24 protein-coding genes and 1 pseudogene are annotated in these 21,862 nt (G+C 52.7%); 11 read left to right on the top strand and 14 right to left on the bottom strand.

The window, feature by feature from the left end:
* Positions 1 to 157: 157 nt before the first annotated feature.
* Entirely contained in the window at positions 158 to 280 is a 123-nt protein-coding gene (locus CEK60_RS22825; RefSeq protein ID WP_269768679.1) for a hypothetical protein, read from the top strand.
* Between the two features lie 118 nt (positions 281 to 398).
* Here the strand turns inward: CEK60_RS22825 and CEK60_RS15595 are convergent, their stop codons facing one another.
* From CEK60_RS15595 to CEK60_RS15610, 5 genes and pseudogenes are all read right to left on the bottom strand, one after another.
* Entirely contained in the window at positions 399 to 578 is a 180-nt protein-coding gene (locus CEK60_RS15595) for a PLDc N-terminal domain-containing protein (RefSeq protein ID WP_089039806.1), read from the bottom strand.
* 72 nt (positions 579 to 650) lie between these two features.
* Complete coding sequence (locus tag CEK60_RS15600; protein ID WP_089039807.1) at positions 651 to 1,166, bottom strand: retropepsin-like aspartic protease family protein; 516 nt, start codon at positions 1,164 to 1,166, stop codon at positions 651 to 653.
* A 14-nt stretch (positions 1,167 to 1,180) separates the two neighbouring features.
* The gene (locus CEK60_RS15605; RefSeq protein WP_089039808.1) at positions 1,181 to 2,530 is read right to left on the bottom strand and encodes an MFS transporter; all 1,350 of its coding nucleotides are present in this window, start codon (positions 2,528 to 2,530) and stop codon (positions 1,181 to 1,183) included.
* Between the two features lie 193 nt (positions 2,531 to 2,723).
* Positions 2,724 to 2,870, bottom strand: coding sequence for a hypothetical protein (locus CEK60_RS22415; RefSeq protein WP_198361375.1), 147 nt, complete (start codon positions 2,868 to 2,870; stop codon positions 2,724 to 2,726).
* A gap of 47 nt (positions 2,871 to 2,917) precedes the next feature.
* Positions 2,918 to 3,385: pseudogene (locus tag CEK60_RS15610) on the bottom strand (BCCT family transporter); the annotation flags it as partial.
* Between the two features lie 188 nt (positions 3,386 to 3,573).
* Here CEK60_RS15610 and CEK60_RS15615 point away from each other — a divergent pair.
* Positions 3,574 to 3,930, top strand: a complete 357-nt coding sequence (locus CEK60_RS15615) for a hypothetical protein (RefSeq protein WP_089039809.1) — start codon at positions 3,574 to 3,576, stop codon at positions 3,928 to 3,930.
* 23 nt (positions 3,931 to 3,953) lie between these two features.
* Here the strand turns inward: CEK60_RS15615 and CEK60_RS15620 are convergent, their stop codons facing one another.
* The 6 genes from CEK60_RS15620 to CEK60_RS15645 all read right to left on the bottom strand — a co-directional run bounded on the left by CEK60_RS15620 (position 3,954) and on the right by CEK60_RS15645 (position 11,041).
* Positions 3,954 to 4,847: an AEC family transporter gene (locus CEK60_RS15620; protein WP_089039810.1), complete on the bottom strand. Its 894-nt coding sequence runs from the start codon at positions 4,845 to 4,847 to the stop codon at positions 3,954 to 3,956.
* 118 nt (positions 4,848 to 4,965) lie between these two features.
* Positions 4,966 to 7,980, bottom strand: a complete 3,015-nt coding sequence (gene glnE / locus CEK60_RS15625; protein ID WP_089039811.1) for a bifunctional [glutamate--ammonia ligase]-adenylyl-L-tyrosine phosphorylase/[glutamate--ammonia-ligase] adenylyltransferase — start codon at positions 7,978 to 7,980, stop codon at positions 4,966 to 4,968.
* Between the two features lie 73 nt (positions 7,981 to 8,053).
* A complete protein-coding gene (locus CEK60_RS15630) occupies positions 8,054 to 8,425 on the bottom strand; it encodes a diacylglycerol kinase (RefSeq protein ID WP_038478183.1) in 372 nt (123 codons plus the stop codon).
* A gap of 29 nt (positions 8,426 to 8,454) precedes the next feature.
* A complete protein-coding gene (dacB, locus tag CEK60_RS15635) occupies positions 8,455 to 9,861 on the bottom strand; it encodes a D-alanyl-D-alanine carboxypeptidase/D-alanyl-D-alanine endopeptidase (RefSeq protein ID WP_232471393.1) in 1,407 nt (468 codons plus the stop codon).
* A gap of 188 nt (positions 9,862 to 10,049) precedes the next feature.
* A complete protein-coding gene (locus CEK60_RS15640) occupies positions 10,050 to 10,379 on the bottom strand; it encodes a DMT family transporter (RefSeq protein ID WP_089039812.1) in 330 nt (109 codons plus the stop codon).
* Positions 10,376 to 11,041 carry a methyltransferase domain-containing protein gene (locus CEK60_RS15645; RefSeq protein ID WP_089039813.1) on the bottom strand — a complete coding sequence of 222 codons (666 nt, stop codon included), beginning with the start codon at positions 11,039 to 11,041 and terminating at the stop codon, positions 10,376 to 10,378. Before CEK60_RS15645 ends, CEK60_RS15640 begins: the two co-directional genes overlap by 4 nt.
* Before the next feature lie 210 nt (positions 11,042 to 11,251).
* Here CEK60_RS15645 and CEK60_RS15650 point away from each other — a divergent pair, with 210 nt between their 5' ends.
* The 7 genes from CEK60_RS15650 (at position 11,252) to CEK60_RS15680 (ending at position 18,483) form a co-directional block, all read left to right on the top strand.
* A complete protein-coding gene (locus CEK60_RS15650; RefSeq protein WP_089040946.1) occupies positions 11,252 to 13,138 on the top strand; it encodes a beta-ketoacyl synthase in 1,887 nt (628 codons plus the stop codon).
* Complete coding sequence (gene coaD / locus CEK60_RS15655; protein ID WP_089039814.1) at positions 13,135 to 13,629, top strand: pantetheine-phosphate adenylyltransferase; 495 nt, start codon at positions 13,135 to 13,137, stop codon at positions 13,627 to 13,629. Before CEK60_RS15650 ends, coaD begins: the two co-directional genes overlap by 4 nt.
* A 72-nt stretch (positions 13,630 to 13,701) precedes the next feature.
* A complete protein-coding gene (locus CEK60_RS15660) occupies positions 13,702 to 13,950 on the top strand; it encodes a YfhL family 4Fe-4S dicluster ferredoxin (RefSeq protein WP_038478199.1) in 249 nt (82 codons plus the stop codon).
* A 12-nt stretch (positions 13,951 to 13,962) separates the two neighbouring features.
* On the top strand, positions 13,963 to 15,261 hold the full coding sequence (locus CEK60_RS15665; RefSeq protein ID WP_089039815.1) for an MATE family efflux transporter: 1,299 nt from the start codon (positions 13,963 to 13,965) through the stop codon (positions 15,259 to 15,261).
* A 230-nt stretch (positions 15,262 to 15,491) separates the two neighbouring features.
* On the top strand, positions 15,492 to 16,802 hold the full coding sequence (locus tag CEK60_RS15670; RefSeq protein WP_089039816.1) for a short-chain fatty acid transporter: 1,311 nt from the start codon (positions 15,492 to 15,494) through the stop codon (positions 16,800 to 16,802).
* Between the two features lie 118 nt (positions 16,803 to 16,920).
* Positions 16,921 to 17,445, top strand: coding sequence for an acyl-CoA thioesterase (locus tag CEK60_RS15675; RefSeq protein ID WP_089039817.1), 525 nt, complete (start codon positions 16,921 to 16,923; stop codon positions 17,443 to 17,445).
* A gap of 33 nt (positions 17,446 to 17,478) precedes the next feature.
* Positions 17,479 to 18,483: a hypothetical protein gene (locus CEK60_RS15680; protein ID WP_089039818.1), complete on the top strand. Its 1,005-nt coding sequence runs from the start codon at positions 17,479 to 17,481 to the stop codon at positions 18,481 to 18,483.
* 35 nt (positions 18,484 to 18,518) lie between these two features.
* Here the strand turns inward: CEK60_RS15680 and CEK60_RS15685 are convergent, their stop codons facing one another.
* A complete protein-coding gene (locus CEK60_RS15685) occupies positions 18,519 to 19,913 on the bottom strand; it encodes an aminotransferase-like domain-containing protein (RefSeq protein WP_089039819.1) in 1,395 nt (464 codons plus the stop codon).
* Between the two features lie 95 nt (positions 19,914 to 20,008).
* Here CEK60_RS15685 and CEK60_RS15690 point away from each other — a divergent pair, with 95 nt between their 5' ends.
* Positions 20,009 to 20,614: a LysE family translocator gene (locus tag CEK60_RS15690; protein WP_089039820.1), complete on the top strand. Its 606-nt coding sequence runs from the start codon at positions 20,009 to 20,011 to the stop codon at positions 20,612 to 20,614.
* On the opposite strand, the gene CEK60_RS15695 is transcribed toward CEK60_RS15690, so the two are convergent.
* Both CEK60_RS15695 and CEK60_RS15700 read right to left on the bottom strand, forming a co-directional pair.
* Positions 20,611 to 20,979 carry an I78 family peptidase inhibitor gene (locus tag CEK60_RS15695; RefSeq protein ID WP_089039821.1) on the bottom strand — a complete coding sequence of 123 codons (369 nt, stop codon included), beginning with the start codon at positions 20,977 to 20,979 and terminating at the stop codon, positions 20,611 to 20,613. The genes CEK60_RS15690 and CEK60_RS15695 overlap by 4 nt on opposite strands.
* Positions 20,980 to 21,086: 107 nt before the next feature.
* Entirely contained in the window at positions 21,087 to 21,218 is a 132-nt protein-coding gene (locus tag CEK60_RS15700; RefSeq protein WP_089039822.1) for an entericidin A/B family lipoprotein, read from the bottom strand.
* A 224-nt stretch (positions 21,219 to 21,442) separates the two neighbouring features.
* Between CEK60_RS15700 and CEK60_RS15705 the strand changes: the two genes are divergently transcribed.
* Entirely contained in the window at positions 21,443 to 21,862 is a 420-nt protein-coding gene (locus CEK60_RS15705; RefSeq protein WP_089039823.1) for an HIT domain-containing protein, read from the top strand.

The following is a 21,862-nucleotide window of genomic DNA, read 5'->3' on the forward strand; positions in this document are numbered from 1 at the left end:
TCTTCCAGGATACCTCAAAACCGTTCAAACGCCTGCCCCCTTACTTCTTTCCCCATAACCTATGTAATGGTTCGCCTGCTAGACACCTTGATTCTTACACCGCCAAACGCTAATGTGGCGTTGCTAACTGTCGATAATCTGGCAGAAGGAGGACATTATGGGAAACAGCAAAACAAAAAGTGTCATCAAGCGCGTTTACGTACCCACTCAAGTGCGCGATTTGCCTAATGGAGAGAAGCTGACGATTCCGGGGCATTATAAAGCGCCACCAAGTGACTAAAACGGCTTGCGTGATAAGCCGTTTCACGATCCGTCAGGTAGCCTGATCGCTAGGTTACTAAAAAGGCAGACCACAGAGGTGGTCCGCTCTTTATTTTTTAGAAAAAGCGTGTTGCTCGCTACCCTTTGGGACCAAATAGAAACCACGCGATCAGTCCAACTAACGGAAAAAACAATAGCGCCAAGATCCATAGCAGCTTTGCCAGCCCACCTGCTGCACTCTTAGCAACTTTAACAATGGCCCATACAACAATGATGAGCCAGATAAGTCCTAGTAACCCACCTACTTCAATGCCCATAACTGCTCCTGAGCAGGTTTGCTTCCATCAATTTTTAGCTAAGCACACCGTTTCGATACAGACAAGTAACATTCACTCCGCAGGCAGGCTTAGCACCATTTCCCCGCCACGTATTTCAATCACCAATAAATTAAGAAAACTCATGCCAAGTAGTACGGTATCGTTTTCCATACCAGGACTTATAGACCCTTGCACGCCATTCATACGTATGTTGCCCAACACAACCTCATCTAGCTGTGTCAGCGAGCCCTCTGCGCGACCATTCGCAGTATTAAACCAAGCACTGCGTCCCGGCTTTAGCCCCAACTCGCTAGCCAAATTGCGCGGCACTGCAACATAAGTCGCCCCGGTATCTAATAGAAAGGTCACCGGCTTCCCGTTAATTTTCCCAGGCGCTTCAAAATGGCCAGCACGATTACGCGTCAAATTGACAGGTCCGTCATCGGCGGAGGCGTACATCACATGGGCATTCGGCGTCATTACTTTCTCGAAACCACCATCTAATAGCCATGTGCCAGCAGCCAATAGCAGCACCCAAAAGAGTAGCATTGTGACGATACCACCTCGTTGCATAGCGAGGGTTTTCATACGCCACCTCCAGACTAAGCGCTCCTTTTCCAGGCAAGTGCAGCCTCACGTCCACGCTGTTCATTCACGCCAGCGCATATCAACATCGCGATAACAAACAGTGCTACACATAATAGGATAGACGCTTGCAAACCAATTAACGTTTGCAAAACGCCCAGCATGACAATCCCGAACACGCCGGCCAATTTATTAGCGAGCCCCCAGAAGCCAAAAAACTCAGCAGACTTCTCCAGTGGTGAAAAAACGCCGACCAGCGCCCGGCTAGCTGATTGGCTAGACCCCAGACTAAGACCCGCCAGACAACCGACCACCAGAAAAACGTACTGTGCTTGCCACTGTACGGCGTAACGGCTGTTAACCCAGTCGGTCAGCTCTGGCGTCGCCCATATCGATAAAATAGCGATGACCCACAGCGCTAGTGTCATTTGATACGTGCGCTTGGCGCCCAATTTATCCTGTAAAAAACCAAATCCCAGTGCGCCTGCCGCTGCCGTTATTTGAACAATAATAAACATAATATTGCGCACGCCCTCATCCCAGCCAATCACCTGAGCGCCATAAATAAAAGCAAACGCAATAATGATGTAGACACCTGCCATTGAGAATAACAGCGACACCAAAAAGACAGTTAAGTCTTTAAAGTAGCGCAGCTCAGTAAATGTTGAGCGAACACGCTGTAACGCAATACGTTGATAGGAAACAGCATGGGGTTGAGGCACACCTCGCTCTTTCATCCATAGGAAGGTGGGAATCGCCGCTACTAAGAAAAAGCCAGCTGCAAAAGGACCTACCCAACGTATGCGTTCAAAGTTATCGGCGGTCGCCTCCCCTAGCACCATCAGCGTAAAACCAGCGGCAAAAAGGCCACCAATATAGCCAAGCGCCCAGCCAAACCCCGAAATTTTACCCAGCGCATCAGGAGGGCCTAGCTCCGGTAGAAAAGCGGCAATAAACGACTCGCCCATCGAGTAAGCATAGTTTGAAAGTATAATTAACAGCAGCCCCACGACTACGTAACCAGGCTCGACAAAGTAAAGCATGGCAGTTGTCGCCACAGTGGCGAGATAACTGATTAATAAAAAGCGCTTTTTTTCTGCTCGATAATCCATCACGGCACCGCAGAGCGGGGCAGTTAATACGACCATTAGATAGCTCAACGCCAGCGCGAGGCTCCACAAAAAATTCGCTAGGCGAAAGCCATCACCTCGATCACCTACGATTACCGTCGTGAACAGTTCTCCAAACACGACCGTGATGATGAGCAAGGTGTAAGCCTGGTTGGCAAAGTCAAACATTGCCCAACCAAATATTTCACGTCGCGATGCGTAGGTGGGAGCAACCTTGGCGGGGTTAGCAGTCAGCATGCAGGCTCTCTCAAAAAAGTGTGTAGTAGCGTCATTACCCTATTAACGACAGCTAATTCATGGCGATAATAGGGCAGGTGATTATTCAGTAAAGCGGCTTAACCGCGGACGGGGCCTTAAAAAAGCAAACGCTCGGCATAGCCGAGCGTAATACGCTGAACATTGTTGCTTTTGCCAGCCTTGGCATTCTGGTTCATAGCAACCAGTGCGCTACCACGGCCGCAATACCCACCACCATCGCTGTTATAACAGCAACAGTGACGATTCGATCCAGCCAGCGATCAAAAATCTCCCTTTTGGGCTGTTTTCGCGTGGCACCGTGGTGTCCTTGCCGGGCCATCAGCACGCCTTATCCATGTGTGCATTCCCCATAAATCAGCGAATAATTTAACTATTAATGCGGCGATTGACGACACTTGGAGCACGGCGTAGGCGTTCTTCCTCGCCTAACTGCTCGGCTTCAAACGCATCAGCACCAACCGGCGTTTCCCCGTGGCGACGATATAGCTGCGTTAGCATCGCCTTGCGATCAGCACGCAGCTCACGAACCAACACTACAATCATCATATACAAAATAAAGGTAAACGGTAATGCCGAAAGCACCGCCGCTGACTGCAGGCCAGAAAGTCCACCCGCCACAATCAGTGTTAAACAAATAGCGGCGATCAAGACACCCCAAATAATACGCTTATAAAGTGGCGGATTGATGGAGCCATTGTCGGTCATTTGCGCCACAATGTAGGAAGCAGAATCTGCCGACGTCACCAGGAAAATGAAGATAAGCATCATGGCGACGACCGATAATGCACCGGTAAAGGGCATTAGCTCGAACATCTCAAACAACGCCACGGTAATAAATGTACCGATAAGTCTGGGCTTTTTAAAACCGCAGCCTTGTACCAAAACATTAAACGGCATATCTCTAAACTAACATATGCGTATAAAATTTCTTCGCGGCGTTAATCAAGAAATGTTAGTCCAGACCAGGAACTTGATACCCAGCCTGTGTTCCAATGGAACGCATATGAACGATGGAGGCTTTCATGCCGCAAATGAATCGTGATCAACGCAATGCCGCGTGGCAAGCTGCTAACCAGTGGCGTGCTCGGGCAGCCCAGACCCAGCCAACCGGCCTAATGGGCAGCATTAAACTGTTACTGACGTGGTTAGCGTTTGGTGCACTGATGATCGTCGGTGTCGTACTCGGGCTTTTTTTCCTGCTCATTGGCTGGGCAATGATGCCCTTTGTCCGCCATAAAATGAAAAAACGCATGGAGCAGATGCGCGCTGACAACGCTCAAGACGTTGGTGGCGGTTATGCTTACAGCGACACCTCCACGAGCCAGCACGATGCAATAGAAGGTAGTTACGAAGTTAAAGACGACCACCACCGGTCTTAATCAGTCGCCCACTAACGCCGCTGTTAAAGCGGCGCTTGAATCCAGGCGAACGCTGCTGCTAACGTCAGCGGCATTACGATTAAGCTCCCTAAATTGCCGATGAGCACCAATGAAGCGACCTTCTGGGGTGCCAGTTTATACTGCTCGGCCACTAAGTAGTTCAATACCGCTGGCGGCAGTGCTGCAAATACCAGTAGCACTGCTGTCTGTAGCGGATTCAATGGTAGTAACCACATGAGCGGTAGTGCGATCACTAAGCCAGAAAGTGGGCAGAGGAGCGCTCCCAACAAACCTGTTCGCCAGTCATTAAAATCAATTTCCAGCAATCGAACACCTAATGCAAAGAGCATCAGTGGAATACAGATTCCCCCTAACATGTGCATTGCTTCTAACAGCCAGCTCGGCAACGGTACATTTCCAACGTTGATGACTAGCCCTGCTAGGCTCGCAGCTACGATGGGCATTCGTAACAGTCGCCAAAGTGACGTGCGCGGGTCCAACATATAAAGACCTACTGAGAAATGCAGCAACATTTCAACAATAAACACGACCACTGCAGCCGGTAGGGCCTCTGGTCCAAAGGCGAGCACCAATAGCGGTACCCCCATATTGCCAGAGTTATTGAACATCATTGGCGGCAAGAACACCTTAGTGTCTAGCGACAGCCACTTAGCAACCGGCCAAAGCACAAGACCCGACCCTAGCACGACGGCCACCGCCGCAGTGGCAAGCCACGCATAGTCCGCCAAAGGCGCTTGGCGATCAGCCAACACGGCAAATACCAGTAGTGGAACAAATAGCTCCATATTGAGCGTGTTAAGGCTGCGAATATCAGGGTTTCGGTAACGCCCGTAAACCGCACCACAGCCAGCAATTAAGAACACGGGTAACAGCGTTGCGAGAATATGACCGATCATACGCCCTCCGCCAAGCGGCGGGCGCAGAGACAAACTGTTGCATGCATAGGGAGCTTTTCCTTATTGTTATCAGGCTATCTTCCCTATCGATGCTACTTAAAAACACTCACCTCGCCAATCAGGGTTCAAGAAAACGCTGCCAAAGTGCAATAACCACATCGCGGTGGGCTTTGAATGCCTGTGCATCAACGACAGTTTTTTCACCGGTTAACGCCGCACGATGGGTACGGCTACGATAAGCGAGATACGCTTCCCGCAGTTGCTCCGCTTCTGACTCGGTAATATGACCACTCTTGGCGAGGGTTTCTAAAATGCGGATATTATCGCTATAGGTGATTAATGCAGGCGTGTCATGAGCGAGTGATAGCACCGCGTATTGGCAAAGAAACTCAATATCGACCATGCCACCCACATCGTGCTTTAGACTAAACACCTCCCCGTCCGCACTACCTGGCTGCCCTTTAGAGCCCGTCCCTTTTGAACCCTGTCCTTTAGAACCCTGCCCTTTAGAACCAAGGTGATCACGCATTTTATGACGCATGCTGACAACGTCGTCTCTTAAGGCTTGCGGGTCACGCTCGCGACACAGCATCTCACCACGGATCGCATCAAATTTATCCGCCAGCGCGTTACTGCCGGCGACAACGCGCGCGCGTACCAGCGCTTGGTGCTCCCAGGTCCAGGCGTTTTGGCGTTGATAATCCGCAAAAGCATCTAAAGAGGTCACCAATAGGCCTGCATTGCCTGAAGGCCGAAGGCGCATATCAACCTCGTAAAGGCTGCCAGCAGGCGTTACTGCGGTTAAGAGGTGGATAATGCGCTGGCCTAAACGGGTAAAAAAGACCGCTGTATCGACGGGCCGGGCACCATCGGTAGTGCCTTTTCCGTCGCTATCATGAAGGAATACCAAGTCCAAATCAGAGCCATAACCAAGTTCGATGCCCCCCAGCTTGCCGTATCCCACAATCAAAAACGCTGGCTCTCGTGCATTAAGGCCTTCTGGCACACCATGTTTCCGCGTGACATGTTTCCAGGCCATCGCTAGCACGGCATCTAGAATGACTTCAGCGATATACGTTAAGTAGTCGCTCACCTTCATCAAGTGGCGTGTTCCAGCGATATCCGATGCAGCAACGTGAAGCATCTGCGCATGCTTAAACACGCGAAGCGCTTCCAACTGCGCCTCATCATCATCTTCTGGCAAGCGGCTTAAGGTCTGGCGTAACTCATCGGCAAGTCGTGATTTATCAGCGGGAGTGTAAAGCGTATCCGGCGTTAGTAGCTCATCAAGCAGTATCGGGTAACGCGCAAGTTGCTCTGCAATCCAGTGGCTGGCCGAGCACAGCTTCATTAGGTGCTCAAGCGCCTGAGGGTTTTCACGCAACAGTGCAAGGTAAGCGGTTCGCCTAAGTACCGACTCGATCAGCGGCTGGACACCACTAAGCGCGTTATCCGGCAACTCACTTTCGGCAACGGCAACCAGCAGTAGCGGCATCAGCGCATCTAGCCGTTCAAAGCCGATACGCTGCATGCTTTGCACTTGGCGGGAATGGTAAAGACTCTGCAGCCGTTTAAGTGCTTTCTCTGGTTCTATAAAACCAGCATCAGTTAGCAGTGCTTCCGCTTCTTCCTGCTCTAGCTCGCCGCGCCACAGTAACCGCCACTGAGACAGGCCAAGGTTATCGTCGCTACTCTCTGCATCGCTATCCTCTTCGGGGTCGGCGATCACCGCATCAAAGTGCTGACGAACGCGTTCGCGCACTTCCTCCAGCCGCGCGATGAGCCCAGGCCAATCTTCATGCCCCAAGGCAAAGGCGATCCGCTCCCGATCTTCATCATCAACGGGTAGCGTTTGGGTTTGACGGTCTTCTAGCGCCTGAATAGCGTGTTCCATGTCGCGAAGATACGCATAGTCGGGTAGCAGCTCATCGACGACTGCTTGGGGCAACAGCCCCAGTTCAGGCAGTCGATTAAGAGCGGTCTTGAGTGAGGTCACTTGAAGCTCGGTATCACGTCCACCGCGAATCAGCTGAAATGCCTGGACAACGAACTCAACCTCCCTGATTCCACCGGGCCCTAGTTTGATATTGCTTTGCATGCCCTTGCGCTTTACTTCGCGATTGATCATCGCCTTGAGCTCACGCAGCGACTCAATCGCACCAAAATCCAGGTAGCGGCGGTAAACAAACGGCCTGAGACTTGCGAGCAGTTCATGCCCGCCATCTATGTCTCCTGCGACGGGACGCGCTTTGAGCATGGCATAACGCTCCCACTCACGACCCTGATCCTGATAGTAACTGGAGAGCATCGAGAAACTGCCCACCAGGGGGCCGCCATCACCCAGTGGGCGCAGCCGCATATCAACACGAAATACGAAACCGTCAGCCGTCATGGCATCTAAAGCGGCGATCAGTTTCTGGCCTAGTTTGGTGAAGTACTCCTGGTGCTCAAGGGGTTTACGCCCGCCTTCGGTTTCACCTTTTTCAGGAAAGGCGAAGATCAGGTCAATATCTGAGGAAAGATTCAGCTCACCCGCGCCGAGCTTCCCCATACCCAGCACCACCAAGCGCTGGGACGAGCCATCTCTGCGGGCCGCAGGTAATCCCCAGCGCGGGGCGTAAAAACGTTCAAGCCAGCCGAGCGCGGCTTCAATACAGACTTCCGCCAGCCACGAAACTGCCTGAGCAGTGTCCCACATGGTGTAGCCATCGGGCCGATTAAGATCGCGCCACACAATCCCGAGCATGCGGGCACGGCGGAAACGGCGAATAGCGCGATGCATTGCCTCTTCATCATCGGCATTGTCTAGCGCATCAGCTAGCCAGCTCGCTTGTGACTCCTTACTCGCTGTCGCATCCAGCTCACCAGCCACATCTAAATCAATCAGCCAGTGCGGAAAGCGTGCCAAGGTATCTAGAGCGAAGCTTGAGACAGTTACGACCTTGGCTAACGCTTCTCGACGCGCATCAGAAAGCGCCTCCCAACTACTGGAAGGCAACGACTGTTGGGTCATTGAGGCAATATTATCAGCTTGGCTAAGCGCTTCACTTAATCGCTGCCAGGCGCGCTGTGCAGCGGGCTTAAGCGCTGTTGGCAGCCCAACTTGGGGGAAAAACGCGTCGTCTAACTGCATAACCACCTCTCTGCCAAGCGTCTATTATGTTTGTTGATGAAGCGGGTCGCTGCATGAGCTGAATAAAAGCAATTTAGCCCACCAATTTTTGCCAGCCTAACAGCCCCCAGGTTAAGCCTGCCATGATCAATGACAGCATAACCGCCGCCGAGCCAATATCTTTAGCACGCCCTGAAAGCTCGTGATGCTCGGTGCCAATACGATCAACAACGTTCTCTATGGCACTATTAAGCAGTTCCACAATCAGCACAAGGCACAGGCTGCCAACCAGCAGCAACCAGCTAATGGGCCCTTCTCCAATCCACCAAGCCAGCGGTAGCAACACCGCTGTAATACCCACTTCTTGGCGAAACGCAGCTTCATTTCTAAAAGCGGCTTTTAGCCCTTTCCATGAATAGCGCGTTGAGTGCATTAAATGGGTTAACCCCGTATGTCCTGGCTTCATGCCTGTTGCCTCAGCGGTAAAAATTAAGATTAATTAGCCAATATCATCGCATCTAAATCCAGCGACAGCGGATCTAACACCTCGGGCCAGCTAAGATAAGGCGTACTGCCAGTGCCGTTAACCAGCACACTAAAAACGCCCCAGCGCCCCTGGGCGGTACGGAAATAGCCCGCCGCGGCGCGAACAGCAAACGGCTGATTGAGCGTGCCTGTTTTCAGCATCACGTTATTTTGAAACGTTGGAGAACCACGGCGAATAAAGCGCATGACCCCATTGGCAGGCGACTGGAAAGAGGCGACAAAACTGGGGAACAAAGCGCTCTGGCGGAACATATCCTCCAACATCACATTGACGCCGTGAGCGGAGGTACGGTTATCAGTCGTCAGCCCGCTGCCGCTGTGTAACGTTAACGGACCGTGGCCCGACAAGCTGTTCACATAGGCTTCTATCGCCTCCCCCGCTTGGCGCAGTTGCGCTTGTGGTGTTTCCACCAGGTTCAGCGCCAGCACATCAGCCATGTAATTATTGGAGTAGTTCATTGTACGCAGCAGCAGCTCCTGCAGCGGCTTGCTGTCAACGGCTGCCAAACGCTGTGCACTGCTGGGCGGACGCGTTGAGCTAACCCGCCAGGGGTCACGCACACTGACACCTGCCTGATTTAGCATGCTTAACAATACTTGCGCCGTTTTCTCTGCCGCATCGCCAGCGCCACGATAAACATCACGAGCTGCGGCATTGGTTGAAATTTGCCCGGTAAGACGCAGAACATCACCGCGCTCATCGGTAATCCGCTCTGCGCTGATGTCAGTGCCACTATTAGCCGGGCGCGTGACAACTTGGTTATCAATAGCAATTAACGGCGCCTGGCTATCGCATAACCCCACACGGGCAGGCTCTCCCGCTGCCGCAGCAGGGGCTATATTGGCGCACCAGCTACCAAAGTTGACGCCTGCCGAGGTGAGCGGCGCACTGTAAGCATTAGTGACTCGGGTACGCGCATTACAGCGGTCTGTGGTAATACACTCAACAGGGCCAAAACGCCACTGACTGACCACCAGCGCGCCATCCACTTCGCGCACTCCCGCCAGCTGCAGACGTTGCACTAACCGCCAAAGATCTTCAGTTGTGAGGCCTGGATCGCCCCCACCTTCAAATACCAAGTCGCCACGCAATACACCATTTTCCACACTACCTGTGCTGACAAGCTGGCTGGTAAAGCGATGCTGGGGCCCAAAACGATTGAGTGCCGCAGCAGACATATAGGCTTTGGTGACAGACGCTGGCGACAGCTGACGCTCAGGATTCAGACTACCCAGCAATGCATTACTGCCAGTATCCGCATCCAGTAAGCGTGCTTCAGCGCTAATTGAGAAGCCTTTGCTTTCTAACTGACCAAGCTGACTGAAATCGGCATACAGTGCGGGGCTTGCGCACATGGCGGCACCTACCACACTTGTCACCAACGCCCGATGCCAGCGGCGTAGGGATGATTTAACCGAATGATTAAACGCTGAGAATGTCACCGCAGAATAGCTAACTTCTGAACACTTAATATCTGAAGACCCAATATCTGAAGACCTAATATTTAAAGAGCTAATATCTGAGCACGTCACGCTTACTTTCCTCAATGCACGTTCATTTTTGAAAAGACTTGAAGTATGACTACCCCAGCCACGATCAAACTAATGCCGACAACGGCAGGTAAATCAGGTTTCTCACCGAAAACTACAATGCCAACCAGCGTGACCAACACGATTCCCAGACCTGCCCAGATGGCATAAGCAATACCGACCGGTAATGTCCGCAACACCAAGCTCAACAGATAAAATGCCACACCGTAGCCCACGACGACCATGATGCTTGGAAGCGGTCGTGTGAATCCCATTGACGACTTGAGGGCGCTAGTGGCGACAACCTCGGCAACAATTGCTAGCACTAGATATACAAACGTCATGCCCGCTCCAATTCAATCTTCAACTGCCAAAGCGTTTGGCCGCTTTGATCATACTTTGCTTCAAATGGCGTTAGATAGCTGCCGTTGGGAGCCAACGCGGCAATCGTTGCCTGCTTTCCCGTTACTAGGGCGGTTGCCAGAGCAAACTCTTCAACATACAACTGCCAATTGGAGCGCACTTCTAAATACCCGCCAAGGGCTAGCAGTGTGGGGAAAACAGGATGCCCATGCCAGCGCATTTTTAAATGCGCAGCTTTTGGATAAGGATTGGGGTAAAGCAGAAAATGCCGCTCGGGTGCCCATTTTGCCTGTTCAGCTAGTCGCCAGAAATCGACAAGGTCAGCCCGTACCAACAGTGCATTAGCAGGCAATTCACCATGGTCTCGGCTTAACCGATCTTCGCTTCGATCAACGCCGATCACCGCGTGCGCTGGAAACTGTTCTGCCAAACGGCGTGTCGAAAGCCCTACACCGCAGCCAGCATCGAGGATTAACGGCGCTTGCTGCTTTTGAAGCCACGTATGCGCGTCTTCAAAGGCTTGTTGCGTATGCGCAGCGATTGGCTTTCGCAGTGGGTTTTCCAAGGCACGTGCTACCCGGCGCGCTACATCGTGATGCGGGCCAGGCTGATTGGAAACCACGGGTCGTGAAGTATGCTGCATGCCATTCCCTGCTTAAAAAAAACGTGATTCTATCAGTCTACCGCGCACGCGGCATGACGCCGTTGCACGCCCGGTGCTATGATCACGTTCGAGAGTATTATTAAGCGCAGATGAGCAGCACTTTTTTGCTATGCCTCTGACAATAGCTGTTACTAAAAACCACCGCACCACGAGGAACCCGGCTTGTCACACTTACCGGTGATTGTCGGCATGGGCGGCATCAATCCCGCCGGCAGAACCTCGGGCCACCAGGCCTTCCGCCGCACCGTGCTTGATGCTCTTCCAGCTGACCAGCAGCGCCAAACACTGGAAGGCTTGGCAGCGCTTATGCGCCTTGCCGAGCATTCCGCTAACGGCTGGCATGATAGCGCCGGCCAGCCCATTGACTCCCCTGCTCAAACCTTGCGCGATCATGTGCTTAACCACACATTGATTCGGCGCAACGAAGATCCACGCTTTCTCGCCCCGGGCTTGCCAGCCAACCGACGGGCAGAAATGACGCTGTCTGAACCGGTGCGGTTTACATTGCGCCGCCGTCAGTTGCCCGAACAGCTGCCTGAAGGATGGCAGGTGGAGGACATCGACGCCAAGGTAGTCGCCGTCACCGTGCCCGCGGGGAACTTTAGTGCTCTGCTGCCTGACGCCTTAGAGCCTAAGGTGCGTGCAGCCGCCCAACTGCCGAGTGGCTTCGACCCCGCTAGCCTTTACCGTAGCGTGCATCATCCGCGCGGGCTGTCGATGGCAGTCTTTAGTGCTAGTGACTGCCTAGGTGCCAGCGGGCTCGCTTGGGAAACAATTCGCCAGCGGCTCGACCCTGACCATATCGCAGTATATGCGGGCAACTCTATTGGCCAATTAGATGACCAAGGCTGGGGCGGCCTACTAAAGAGCTTGGTGAGTGGCCAACGTGCCACCTCTAAGCAAATGCCGCTGGGTTACGGGCAAATGCCTGCGGACTTCCTCAATGCCTACGTATTAGGCAGCGTGGGAAGTACGGGTGCTGCCTTAGGCGCCTGCGCAAGCTTTTTATACAACCTGCGCCTAGGTATTGATGATATTCGCACAGGGCGTTGCCGGGTCGTTATGGTAGGCACCGCAGATGCGCCGATTACCCCCGAAATCATCGAAGGCTTCCGCGCCATGGGCGCACTGGCCGATGACGCCAGCCTGAAAGCACTGGATTCTTTAGCGCTACTTACCGACGCTGACTACCAGCGCGCTTGTCGCCCGTTTGCACGTAACTGTGGCTTCACCATGGCGGAAGCAAGTCAGTTCGTACTGTTAATGGACGATGCGTTAGCGCTTGAGTTAGGGGCGGATATTCTAGGTTCAGTGCCCGATGTGTTCGTTAATGCCGATGGTTTTAAACGCTCTATCTCTGCACCCGGCATTGGCAACTACATCACCCTGGGCAAGGCAGCCTCGTTGGTAAAAGATATGCTAGGTGAGAAAGCGCTAAAAGAGCGCACTTTCCTGCATGCCCATGGCACCAGCACTCCCAAAAATCGCACGACTGAATCCCATGTTTTTGATGAAATTGCCCGTGCAAATGGCATCGAGAACTGGCCAGTGGTCGCTATTAAAGCGTTTATCGGCCACTCCCAAGGGTCTGCGGCAGGCGATCAGTTGGTAAGCGCTTTGGGCAGCTTTGCCCATGGATTACTGCCAGGTATTCCCACTTTAGACGCGGTCGCGGACGATGTGTACGCTAAGCGGCTACGTTTTTCCACTACCCCAGTGGCGTTTAGCGCCGATGCTGCCTTTATTAATGCAAAAGGGTTCGGTGGTAATAACGCTACTGGCGTCGTGCTCTCCCCTCAGGTCACCGAACGATTGCTCACTCAACGCCACGGCAGCGCTGCCATCAGCGCTTGGAAAACGCGTCGGGAAACTGTGCGCGAGAATGCCGCCGCTTATTTAGCCGACGCTGATCATGGGCACTATGCGCCTCGTTATCAGTTTGGTGAAGCCGTTCTAGAAGGCCCTGAGCTTGAGATCCACGCCGACCGCATTCATATTCCGGGCTATGATCACGCCGTTTCGCTAACGGCGGACAATCCTTTTGGTCAGCTTGACGAGCAGGAGGCACCCGAATGAACGATCAACGTGTGAATGTTGCCGTCTATCCCGGGACCTTTGACCCTATCACCAACGGCCACTTTGATCTTATCGAACGCGGCGCACGGATGTTCGATAAGGTGGTCATTGCCGTCGCTGCGAGCCCTGGCAAGCAGCCTAGTCTTGAGCTAGACACCCGTATCGCGCTGGCCAAAATGGTGTGTGCTTCACTACCGAACGTAGAGGTCATCGGCTTTTCAACACTTCTGACCACTATGATGCGTGAACAGGGGGCCACCATTATTCTACGTGGCCTGCGGGCTGTCTCGGATTTCGAGTACGAGCTACAGCTGGCCAATATGAATCGGGCGCAAAACCCTGAGCTTGAGAGCGTATTTCTCACCCCAGCGGTGGAAAACTCCTATATTTCGTCGACCATCGTGCGAGAAATCGCCAAGCTGGGCGGCGATATTTCACCGCTCGTTCACCCGCAGGTCGCAGAGGCACTGCGTAAGCACTACACTATCTAGCGATCGATATTGTTGAGTAAAACGCTCAGGTATATAACTACCTGAGCGAAAAGCCATTCGTGAGGTACGCCCATGGCCCTGATGATCACCGACGAATGCATTAACTGCGACGTCTGCGAACCTGAATGCCCCAATGACGCCATCTCTCCTGGTGAAGAGATTTACGTTATTGACCCCAATTTATGCACGGAATGTGTCGGCCACTTTGACGAGCCACAGTGCCAGCAAGTGTGTCCAGTGGACTGCATTCCTCTCGACCCAGAGCGTCCCGAAACCCACGAGAAACTCATGGAGAAGTACCGCATCATTACTGCTGCTTAGGCCCACTGAAACGTGCGTATTTGGACTCTTGCCTGGCCAATCATTCTTTCGAATATAACAGTTCCCTTACTAGGGCTGGTCGATACCGCTGTGGTCGGGCACCTGCCCGATTCTCGCTATCTGGCAGCGGTGACCCTCGGGGCGACGCTGTTTAGCTTCCTCTATTGGGGATTTGGCTTTCTACGCATGGGCACCACGGGGTTGGTTGCCCAGGCAATCGGCCGCGAAGCACATAGCGATGTGCGCAATTTGCTGGGTCAGTCACTCATTATGGCGGCCGTTATCGGCGCGCTACTGATTATCTTTGGCTCGCCGCTGATTTCGCTCGGCCTATGGCTGTTAGACGGCAGTGAAGCGGCGACACCACTGGCACGCGAGTATGCCGAAATACGCCTCTGGTCAGCCCCGGCAGTGTTGGCGAACTACGCCATCCTCGGCTGGTTTTTGGGCCAACAAAACGCCCGCGTTACGCTGATGATTTTAGTGCTGACCAATAGCGTCAATATCGTGCTCGATCTTTGGTTTGTCGTAGGGCTAGGAATGACCAGCGGCGGCGTCGCCCTGGCCAGCGTGATTGCCGATTACAGTGCGCTAACCTTTGGCAGCTATTTAGTACTGAGCCAGCTTGGCCACTTGGAAGGCTGCTTTCAACGGCAGCGACTTTTGGTAGTGTCAGCCTACTCAGCCCTGTTTAATGTTAACGCCAACCTGTTTGTGCGCACCTTAGGGTTGCTGTTTGCAATGGCCTTTTTTACCGCTCAAGGGGCACGCCAGGGCGACACAGTGTTAGCCGCCAATGCCGTGCTATTGCAATTTATTATGCTCACTAGCTACGCACTTGATGGCTTCGCCCACGCAGCGGAATCGTTGGTAGGCCGCGCGTTTGGACGGCGTGACTGGCAGGAATTTGCAGCGACGGTTCGGGCGACAGCACAATTCTCGTTCTGGACAGCCGCTGTAGCCACCATTGCCTTCGCATTGGGCGGAAGTTATCTAGTTGCCATGCTGACAGGGCTGGCAGAGGTGCGTGCCACCGCCGCTAGTTACCTGCCTTGGATGATCGTGATGCCATTGATAGCCGTATGGAGCTATTTATTAGATGGCGTTTTTATCGGCACCACCGCTGTGCGCGAAATGCGCAACAGCATTTTTATCGGTTTAGCGGTTTACCTACCAACTTGGTGGCTATCCCAAGGGCTTGGTAACCATGGCCTGTGGTTAGCCTTTACGCTCTTTATGTTCACACGCTCAGCGGTACTGATCGCCTACTACTACCGCTACCGTCAACGCCACTGGCGCCCTCAGGGCTAAAGCCCATAGTGCCGAAATCCACACCGCTAAACTCATCGTGCCCTCCCACCGTTGAAGCCCACCACGCTTAGCTGTTGCCAACTGGTCTACCGTAATAGTGATTATCTGAGCCAGTACTTGAGAAAGCACTTGATAAAGCACTTGATAAAGCACCTAACAATGGATGAAAAATACGGTGTACCGCCGTATATTAGCCACGCATATCTTAATAACGAATAAAGAGAGCACTCATGTTAAAACTCATATCAAAACCGGCAGTTAAGCTGGTCGAGCGCTATTTGCCAGACCCCTATATCTTTGTTCTGCTGCTCACGTTAATTGCCTCCGTGGCTGCCATCGCCGTTGAGCGCCAAACACCGCTTGCCGTGCTGCGCATGTGGGGAGATGGTTTTTGGGGACTCCTCACCTTCTCAATGCAAATGCTGCTGGTACTCGTCACGGGTTTTATGCTGGCAAGCTCACCACCGGTCAAACGCATTCTTCAGAAAATCGCTAGCACTGCGAAAAGCCCTGGTGGCGCGATCATTTTAGTCACGCTCGTTTCGCTCGTGGCTAGTTGGATTAACTGGGGGTTTGGCTTAGTTGTTGGGGCGCTTTTTGCCAAAGAGCTCGCTCGCTTGATACGAGTGGACTATCGGCTTCTGGTTGCCAGTGCTTACTCAGGCTTCGTGGTATGGCATGGCGGTCTTGCGGGTTCAATTCCGTTGACCATTGCCACTGAAGGCCACTTCTCCGCTGATCAAATCGGCGTTATCGGTACCGGCTCAACCATTTTTGCCTTCTTTAACCTTGCGATTGTTATTTGTCTGTTTATCGCCGTACCGCTGGTTAACCGCTTCATGCTGCCGGACGAAAAAGACAGCGTGTATGTTGATCCCAAGCTGCTAAACGATGACCCCGAACAGCAAGGCCGCATTACCCGCCCAGCCGAAAAACTCGAAAACAGTATGCCTCTCGCCCTGCTTGTGGGCGTTCCGGGGCTGCTGTTCCTGCTCGACCATTTTCTGCTTCGTAGCGGTGGCTTGAACCTGAACGTGGTCAATTTCCTGTTCCTATTCTTAGCTATTGTGCTGCATCGTACACCGCGCAACCTGCTCAACAGTTTGAACGAAGCCATAAAAGGCGGCGCTGGCATCGTCATTCAGTTCCCCTTCTACGCGGGCATTATGGCCATCATGGTGCAGTCGGGATTGGCTCAGAGCATGTCTGAGTGGTTAGTCTCTTTCGCCACCGCTACGTCGCTGCCATTCTGGTCCTTCCTAAGTGCTGGCATCGTGAACCTGTTCGTGCCTTCCGGCGGTGGCCAATGGGCTGTTCAAGCCCCGGTCATGCTACCTGCCGCAGAAGCGCTGGGTGCTGATCTTCCACGTATTGCCATGGCAGTGGCCTGGGGCGATGCCTGGACCAACCTGCTGCAACCTTTCTGGGCTCTACCGGTACTGGCGATTGCAGGTTTGAAGGCCAAGGACATCATGGGCTTCTGCCTGGTTCAGCTATTGATTACCGGCATTATCATTTCTGTTGGCCTAGTATGGTTCTAGCACTAATGTCGCGACAGTTTTAGAACACTAGTTTTAGGACACTGGCTTTACCACACTTGCGACCTGCATAGCGCCCGCCCTTTGGGGCGGGCATTTTAATCTCTGAAGGCTTTTATTTATGTCTGACACCCAGGTTGAACATAGCGCCCTACCCGGCCAGCATGAACTCTCTATGACGGTTCTTATGACACCCGATATGGCGAACTTCAGCGGAAAAGTACATGGTGGTGCTATTCTTAAAAAACTCGATGAGGTGGCCTACGCTTGTGCCAGCCGTTATTCGGGCCACTATGTCGTCACGCTTTCCGTCGATCAGGTGTTGTTTAAACAGCCGATTCACGTCGGCGAGTTGGTGACCTTTCTTGCCAGCGTCAATCATGTGGGGCGCTCTTCTATGGAGATCGGCGTTAAGGTAGTGGCCGAAGATATTCGTGAGAAGCTGATTCGTCACACCAATAGCTGTTATCTCACCATGGTGGCAGTAGATTCAGACGGAAAGCCCGCGTTAGTGCCACCGCTGGCGTTGGAAACATCGCTACAGAAGTTGAGATTCGAAAAAGCCGCGCTACGCAAAAAACTGCGCAAGCAGGCAGAGCAGGAAGAGTTGCTAACTCATAAAAACCACCATCAGCAGCACTCTTAACGCCACCCCACACCTTCAGAGCAAGGAGCCCTCATGCCCGCTAGGGAGCGCTACCCACACCTACCTAAAAGCGTTGAGTATGCGCATATCGGCTGGGATTTTTTTATTCTCGCCGCGGTTATCATCAACCTTAGCCTGTTACTGTTTGACTCGTTATTTCTGATTGGGCCGATTAACGACACCATTGCCAGCCTCACACCCGGCTTTCACGCTTTTTACGACACAGTGATCCACAGCCGTTTTATTACCATCGACTTATTTTTCGTGGGTATTTTTATAGCGGATGTACTGCTGGGCTGGACGGTAGCAATTGCCGAGCGACGCTATCACCGCTGGTTTTTCTACCCGTTTGTTAACTGGTACGACGTACTTGGCTGCATCCCCCTTAGCGGGTTCCGCTTATTGCGCGTACTGCGTGTCGTGTCACTCTTGAACCGACTGCACCGGCTGCGCTTGATTGATGTAACCCGCTGGACCAGCTACCGCTTTTTTGCCAAGTATTACGACATCCTGCTAGAAGAGCTTTCCGACCGCATTGCACTCCGCTTACTAGGCAATGTGCAAGAGCAAGTTGTCGCTAGCGATTCACTTACAGAGCGGGTTATTGATCGCGTTATCCTCCCTCGCAAGGCTCAGCTAATTCATGAAATTGCTCAGCGGTTAGAAACAACGGTGGGGCAAGCCTATCAACAAAACCGCATCGCTATCATGGCGGCAATTGATGACTTAGTTAGCCGAACACTGCGGGAAAGCCCAGAAATTCAAAAACTACACCGCCTTCCCATGGGTCACACGGCTTCAAACGCTATGCAGGCGTCACTTAGCGGAGTTGCCCAGCGGCTCGTGGATGAACTCGCTCAGGGCATTCACTCAACAGAGTTTCGCCAACTGGTTGAGCGTACAGCTGAAACGGGCTTCAACAGCTGGCTAACCGTGGATGAAACAAGCGCGCACGTCACCGAACAAGTGCTTTACGATATTCTCGAAATGCTCAAAGAGCAGGTACGCCATCAAGGATGGAAAGACCGTTATGAGTAGTTTGGTTATCAATATCAGGGCTATGAATAGCTCTGCTATACGGTAATGGTCGCCAACGGTGGCTGAGCTAGGCACTGCTTAATAACGTTCAGTGCCTGGGTTAATGTCTGCCTGTCAGCAGCAGCGCCAATACAAATCCTAATGGCCTGGGGCGCTGGCGTACTTCCCACACAGAAAGGCTCCGCACTTGAAACTTTAACGCCTTGCAGCTGCAAGCGTTCACACAGTTCGATGGCACGACTCCCTTCCGGCAGCGTAAGCCAAACATTACTACCATTGTGACTTCGACCCAGCGTGTAATCGGAAAGCACCTCTGTCACTATTTGCTGTCGCGCGGCCAGCTCCTCGGTTTGCCATGCAAGCAACGAAGCTGCCTCGGGCTGAGCGATCCAATAACAGGCAATATCAACCATCAGCGGCGGCACCATCCAGCTCTGCGCTCTTAACCCAGCGGCTAGGCGTTCAAGCAGTTTATTAGGCGTCCGCAAGACACCGATACGCAGCCCACCCGCTAATACCTTTGCGGTACTGAAGACAAACAGCGTTCGCTCTGGTGCTAACTGATACAGCGGTGTGCCGCGCTGCTCAGCAGGCAAATACTGCACACCATCTTCCAGTAGCCAACTGTCATAGCGCCTGGCAAGTGCCACCAATTGCTCTCGCCGCGCCTCGCTGAGACAAGCCCCGGTAGGGTTATTCTGATCAGGTGTCACATAGATTAACCTGGGTGGCTGGCGGGCGCACTGGGCTTCCAGCGCTTCCATACACATCCCCGATTCATCAAAGGAAATGCCAACCATTTTTAGATGTGCTTGCTGGGCAGCGCTAATGGCACCTGGATAGGTCAAGGCATCGGTCGCCATCAGTTCACCAGGGCGCAGCAACGTACTCAGCACCAGACTAATGCCATGCTGCCCCCCTTGAGTAACCAGTAGCTCGTCCGCATCCAGCGACATACCTAATTGCGCTAGCCACCCTGCCAACCTCTCGCGGTGGCCTTCGGCTCCCCGCGCATCAAGATAGGAAACTCCCCGCGTTACTGCAGAAGGCGATTCACTCATTGCCTTTAATGCAGCACTGAACGCCTGCAAACGAAGCGGATGAGGCGGCGGCAAACTTAAGCTTAAATCAATGACATCGCTGTCATCATTCTGATGCCATGCCATATCAAAAACGGTTCTTGGTGCAGCTTGTTTGACGAAGGTTCCGCTGCCTACTCGAGCGGTTACCCAGCCATGGTGCTCTGCCTCAGCATACCCCCGGGTAACAGTGCCTACGGTTACCCCCAACGCATCCGCTAAGCGCCGCTGAGGTGGTAAACGTTCGCCTGGGGCAAGTTCGCCGGCCGAGATGGCTGCGCCAATAGATTGAGCAATCGCGCGATAGCGTGGCCCAGAAAAACACTCAAGTGAAGGCACCCAAATTGTCATGGTGACAATAAAACCTTTGACGTAGATTTACCCGCCATTATGCTTACAAAAGCGATCAAAAAACAATTTAAACCACAAAATTGTATGGGTACAAAATGAATAACGAATGGCTACTGCTTGGCCCGGCTGCGCTTTATATGATGTCGATGACGCTTACCCCAGGGCCAAACAATATTATGTTGACCGCCTCTGGGGCGAATTTTGGTTTTCGCAGAACCATGCCTCATATGTGGGGCATTTTAGGCGGCTGTTTTCTGCTGTTTTCCAGTATCGCGCTGGGGCTAGGCGTATTGTTTGAACGCTTTCCTATGGTGCAAACGACACTCCGCTGGGTGGGTAGTGCCTATTTGTTGTATTTAGCCTGGAAGATAGCCACTGCACCACCGCCGAATCTCAACGGAACTCAACACGGAGTGCCGTTAACCTTTTTCCAAGCCGCGATGTTTCAATTCGCCAACCCCAAAGCGTGGGTAATGGGGCTGGCGCTGATGGCTGGGTTTCTGCCCGAAAATGGCCAACCGGTGGTAAACGCACTGGTGTTAGCAGGCTTTGCGGAGTTGGTCGCGCTGCCGTGCATTGCCCTGTGGGCAGCGTTTGGCAGCGCGATTGGACAGTGGATCAAAAGTGACCAAGCATGGCGGGCATTTAATATCACTATGGGACTATTAACGGCCGCCTGCGTCGTACTGATTTTACGCTAGCCGCAGCGCAGCGCTTCAATCGTGTCATTAATTTCAAGAAGAATATTTAAGCGGTCTTCGCGATAATCCATGGTGGCAGCGCCGTTAGGCCTGAGTATCCTAACCTGCTTGGCACCACTCTCACTTTGTAGCGCGGGTACATTGACTTCATCAAAAGACGTGCCAATGGCGTACTGGACCGTTTCAGCATCGCATGTGGTGTTCATCTCGGCAGAAGGCTGACCAACAGCAGGAGGCTCTGGAGCAGAGACATTATCGGGTGAGCCTGCGCATGCCACCAATAACACCGAGACTGGTAATACCGATGCGAGTAATACCGTGAGGCTGGCCAATTTTTTCTTCGCACAGCGGAATGGATGATTCATTGTGGTGCTTCCTTGTGTTGGCAAATAACTACCCTGAATGCAAAACGGGCTAGACAACTATGCCTAACCCGCTCATTCACGCCAAGAAGCAGTGGAAATAAAGCGTATTAACTCGCTGCATCCTGAACCGCCTGGCCACCCTCTTGAACGTCTTTTCCTGCACCTGCAATGGTATTGCAGCCCGATAGAGCGCCCGCCGTCATCAACAGAATAAAGCTAATACCTAATAATTTTTTCATCTGTGTTCTCCTTAACAAATCATTCAACATCGGGAAGCTCCGACGGCAGCCTTGCCGTATGGGAGTGCTTTCAGAGTAACAGATTTTAACAATTTCGCCTGTTTTGACCTCTCCTTCCCAAGTCCTTGGAAAGCTCTTGGAAAGCCCATGGAAAGACCTTGGATAAGGAGCAAGGTGTATCCGCAACTGCTATGATAATTTTCATTATGTAAAGGAGTACTTACTTGAAAACATTTGAACTTGACCCACGGCTAGAAGCGGATACCTTACCACTCGCCGACCTTCCCCTGTGCCGTGCGCTGCTAATGAACGATGCACGCTACCCTTGGGTAGTCCTGGTACCCAGGCGTGGCTCGGTCAGCGAAGTGTTTGAACTAAGCCTGGATGAACAAGCCCAGCTGTGGCGTGAAACGATCGCGCTAGGAACGGCGATGAAGGAGATATTTCACGGTGATAAGCTCAATATTGCCACCTTAGGTAATGTGGTCAGCCAGCTGCATATTCATTTGGTGGTGCGCTATACAGATGATGCCAGTTGGCCAGCGCCGGTATGGGGAAATGGTAGCCCAGAGCCTTATGAGCTACCCCTTCAGGGCAGTCGCCGCGAACAGTTGCTAGCCCAAATTGAAGGATTAAAGCTTTAG

The organism is Halomonas sp. N3-2A (assembly GCF_002216165.1).
GTDB lineage: Bacteria > Pseudomonadota > Gammaproteobacteria > Pseudomonadales > Halomonadaceae > Vreelandella.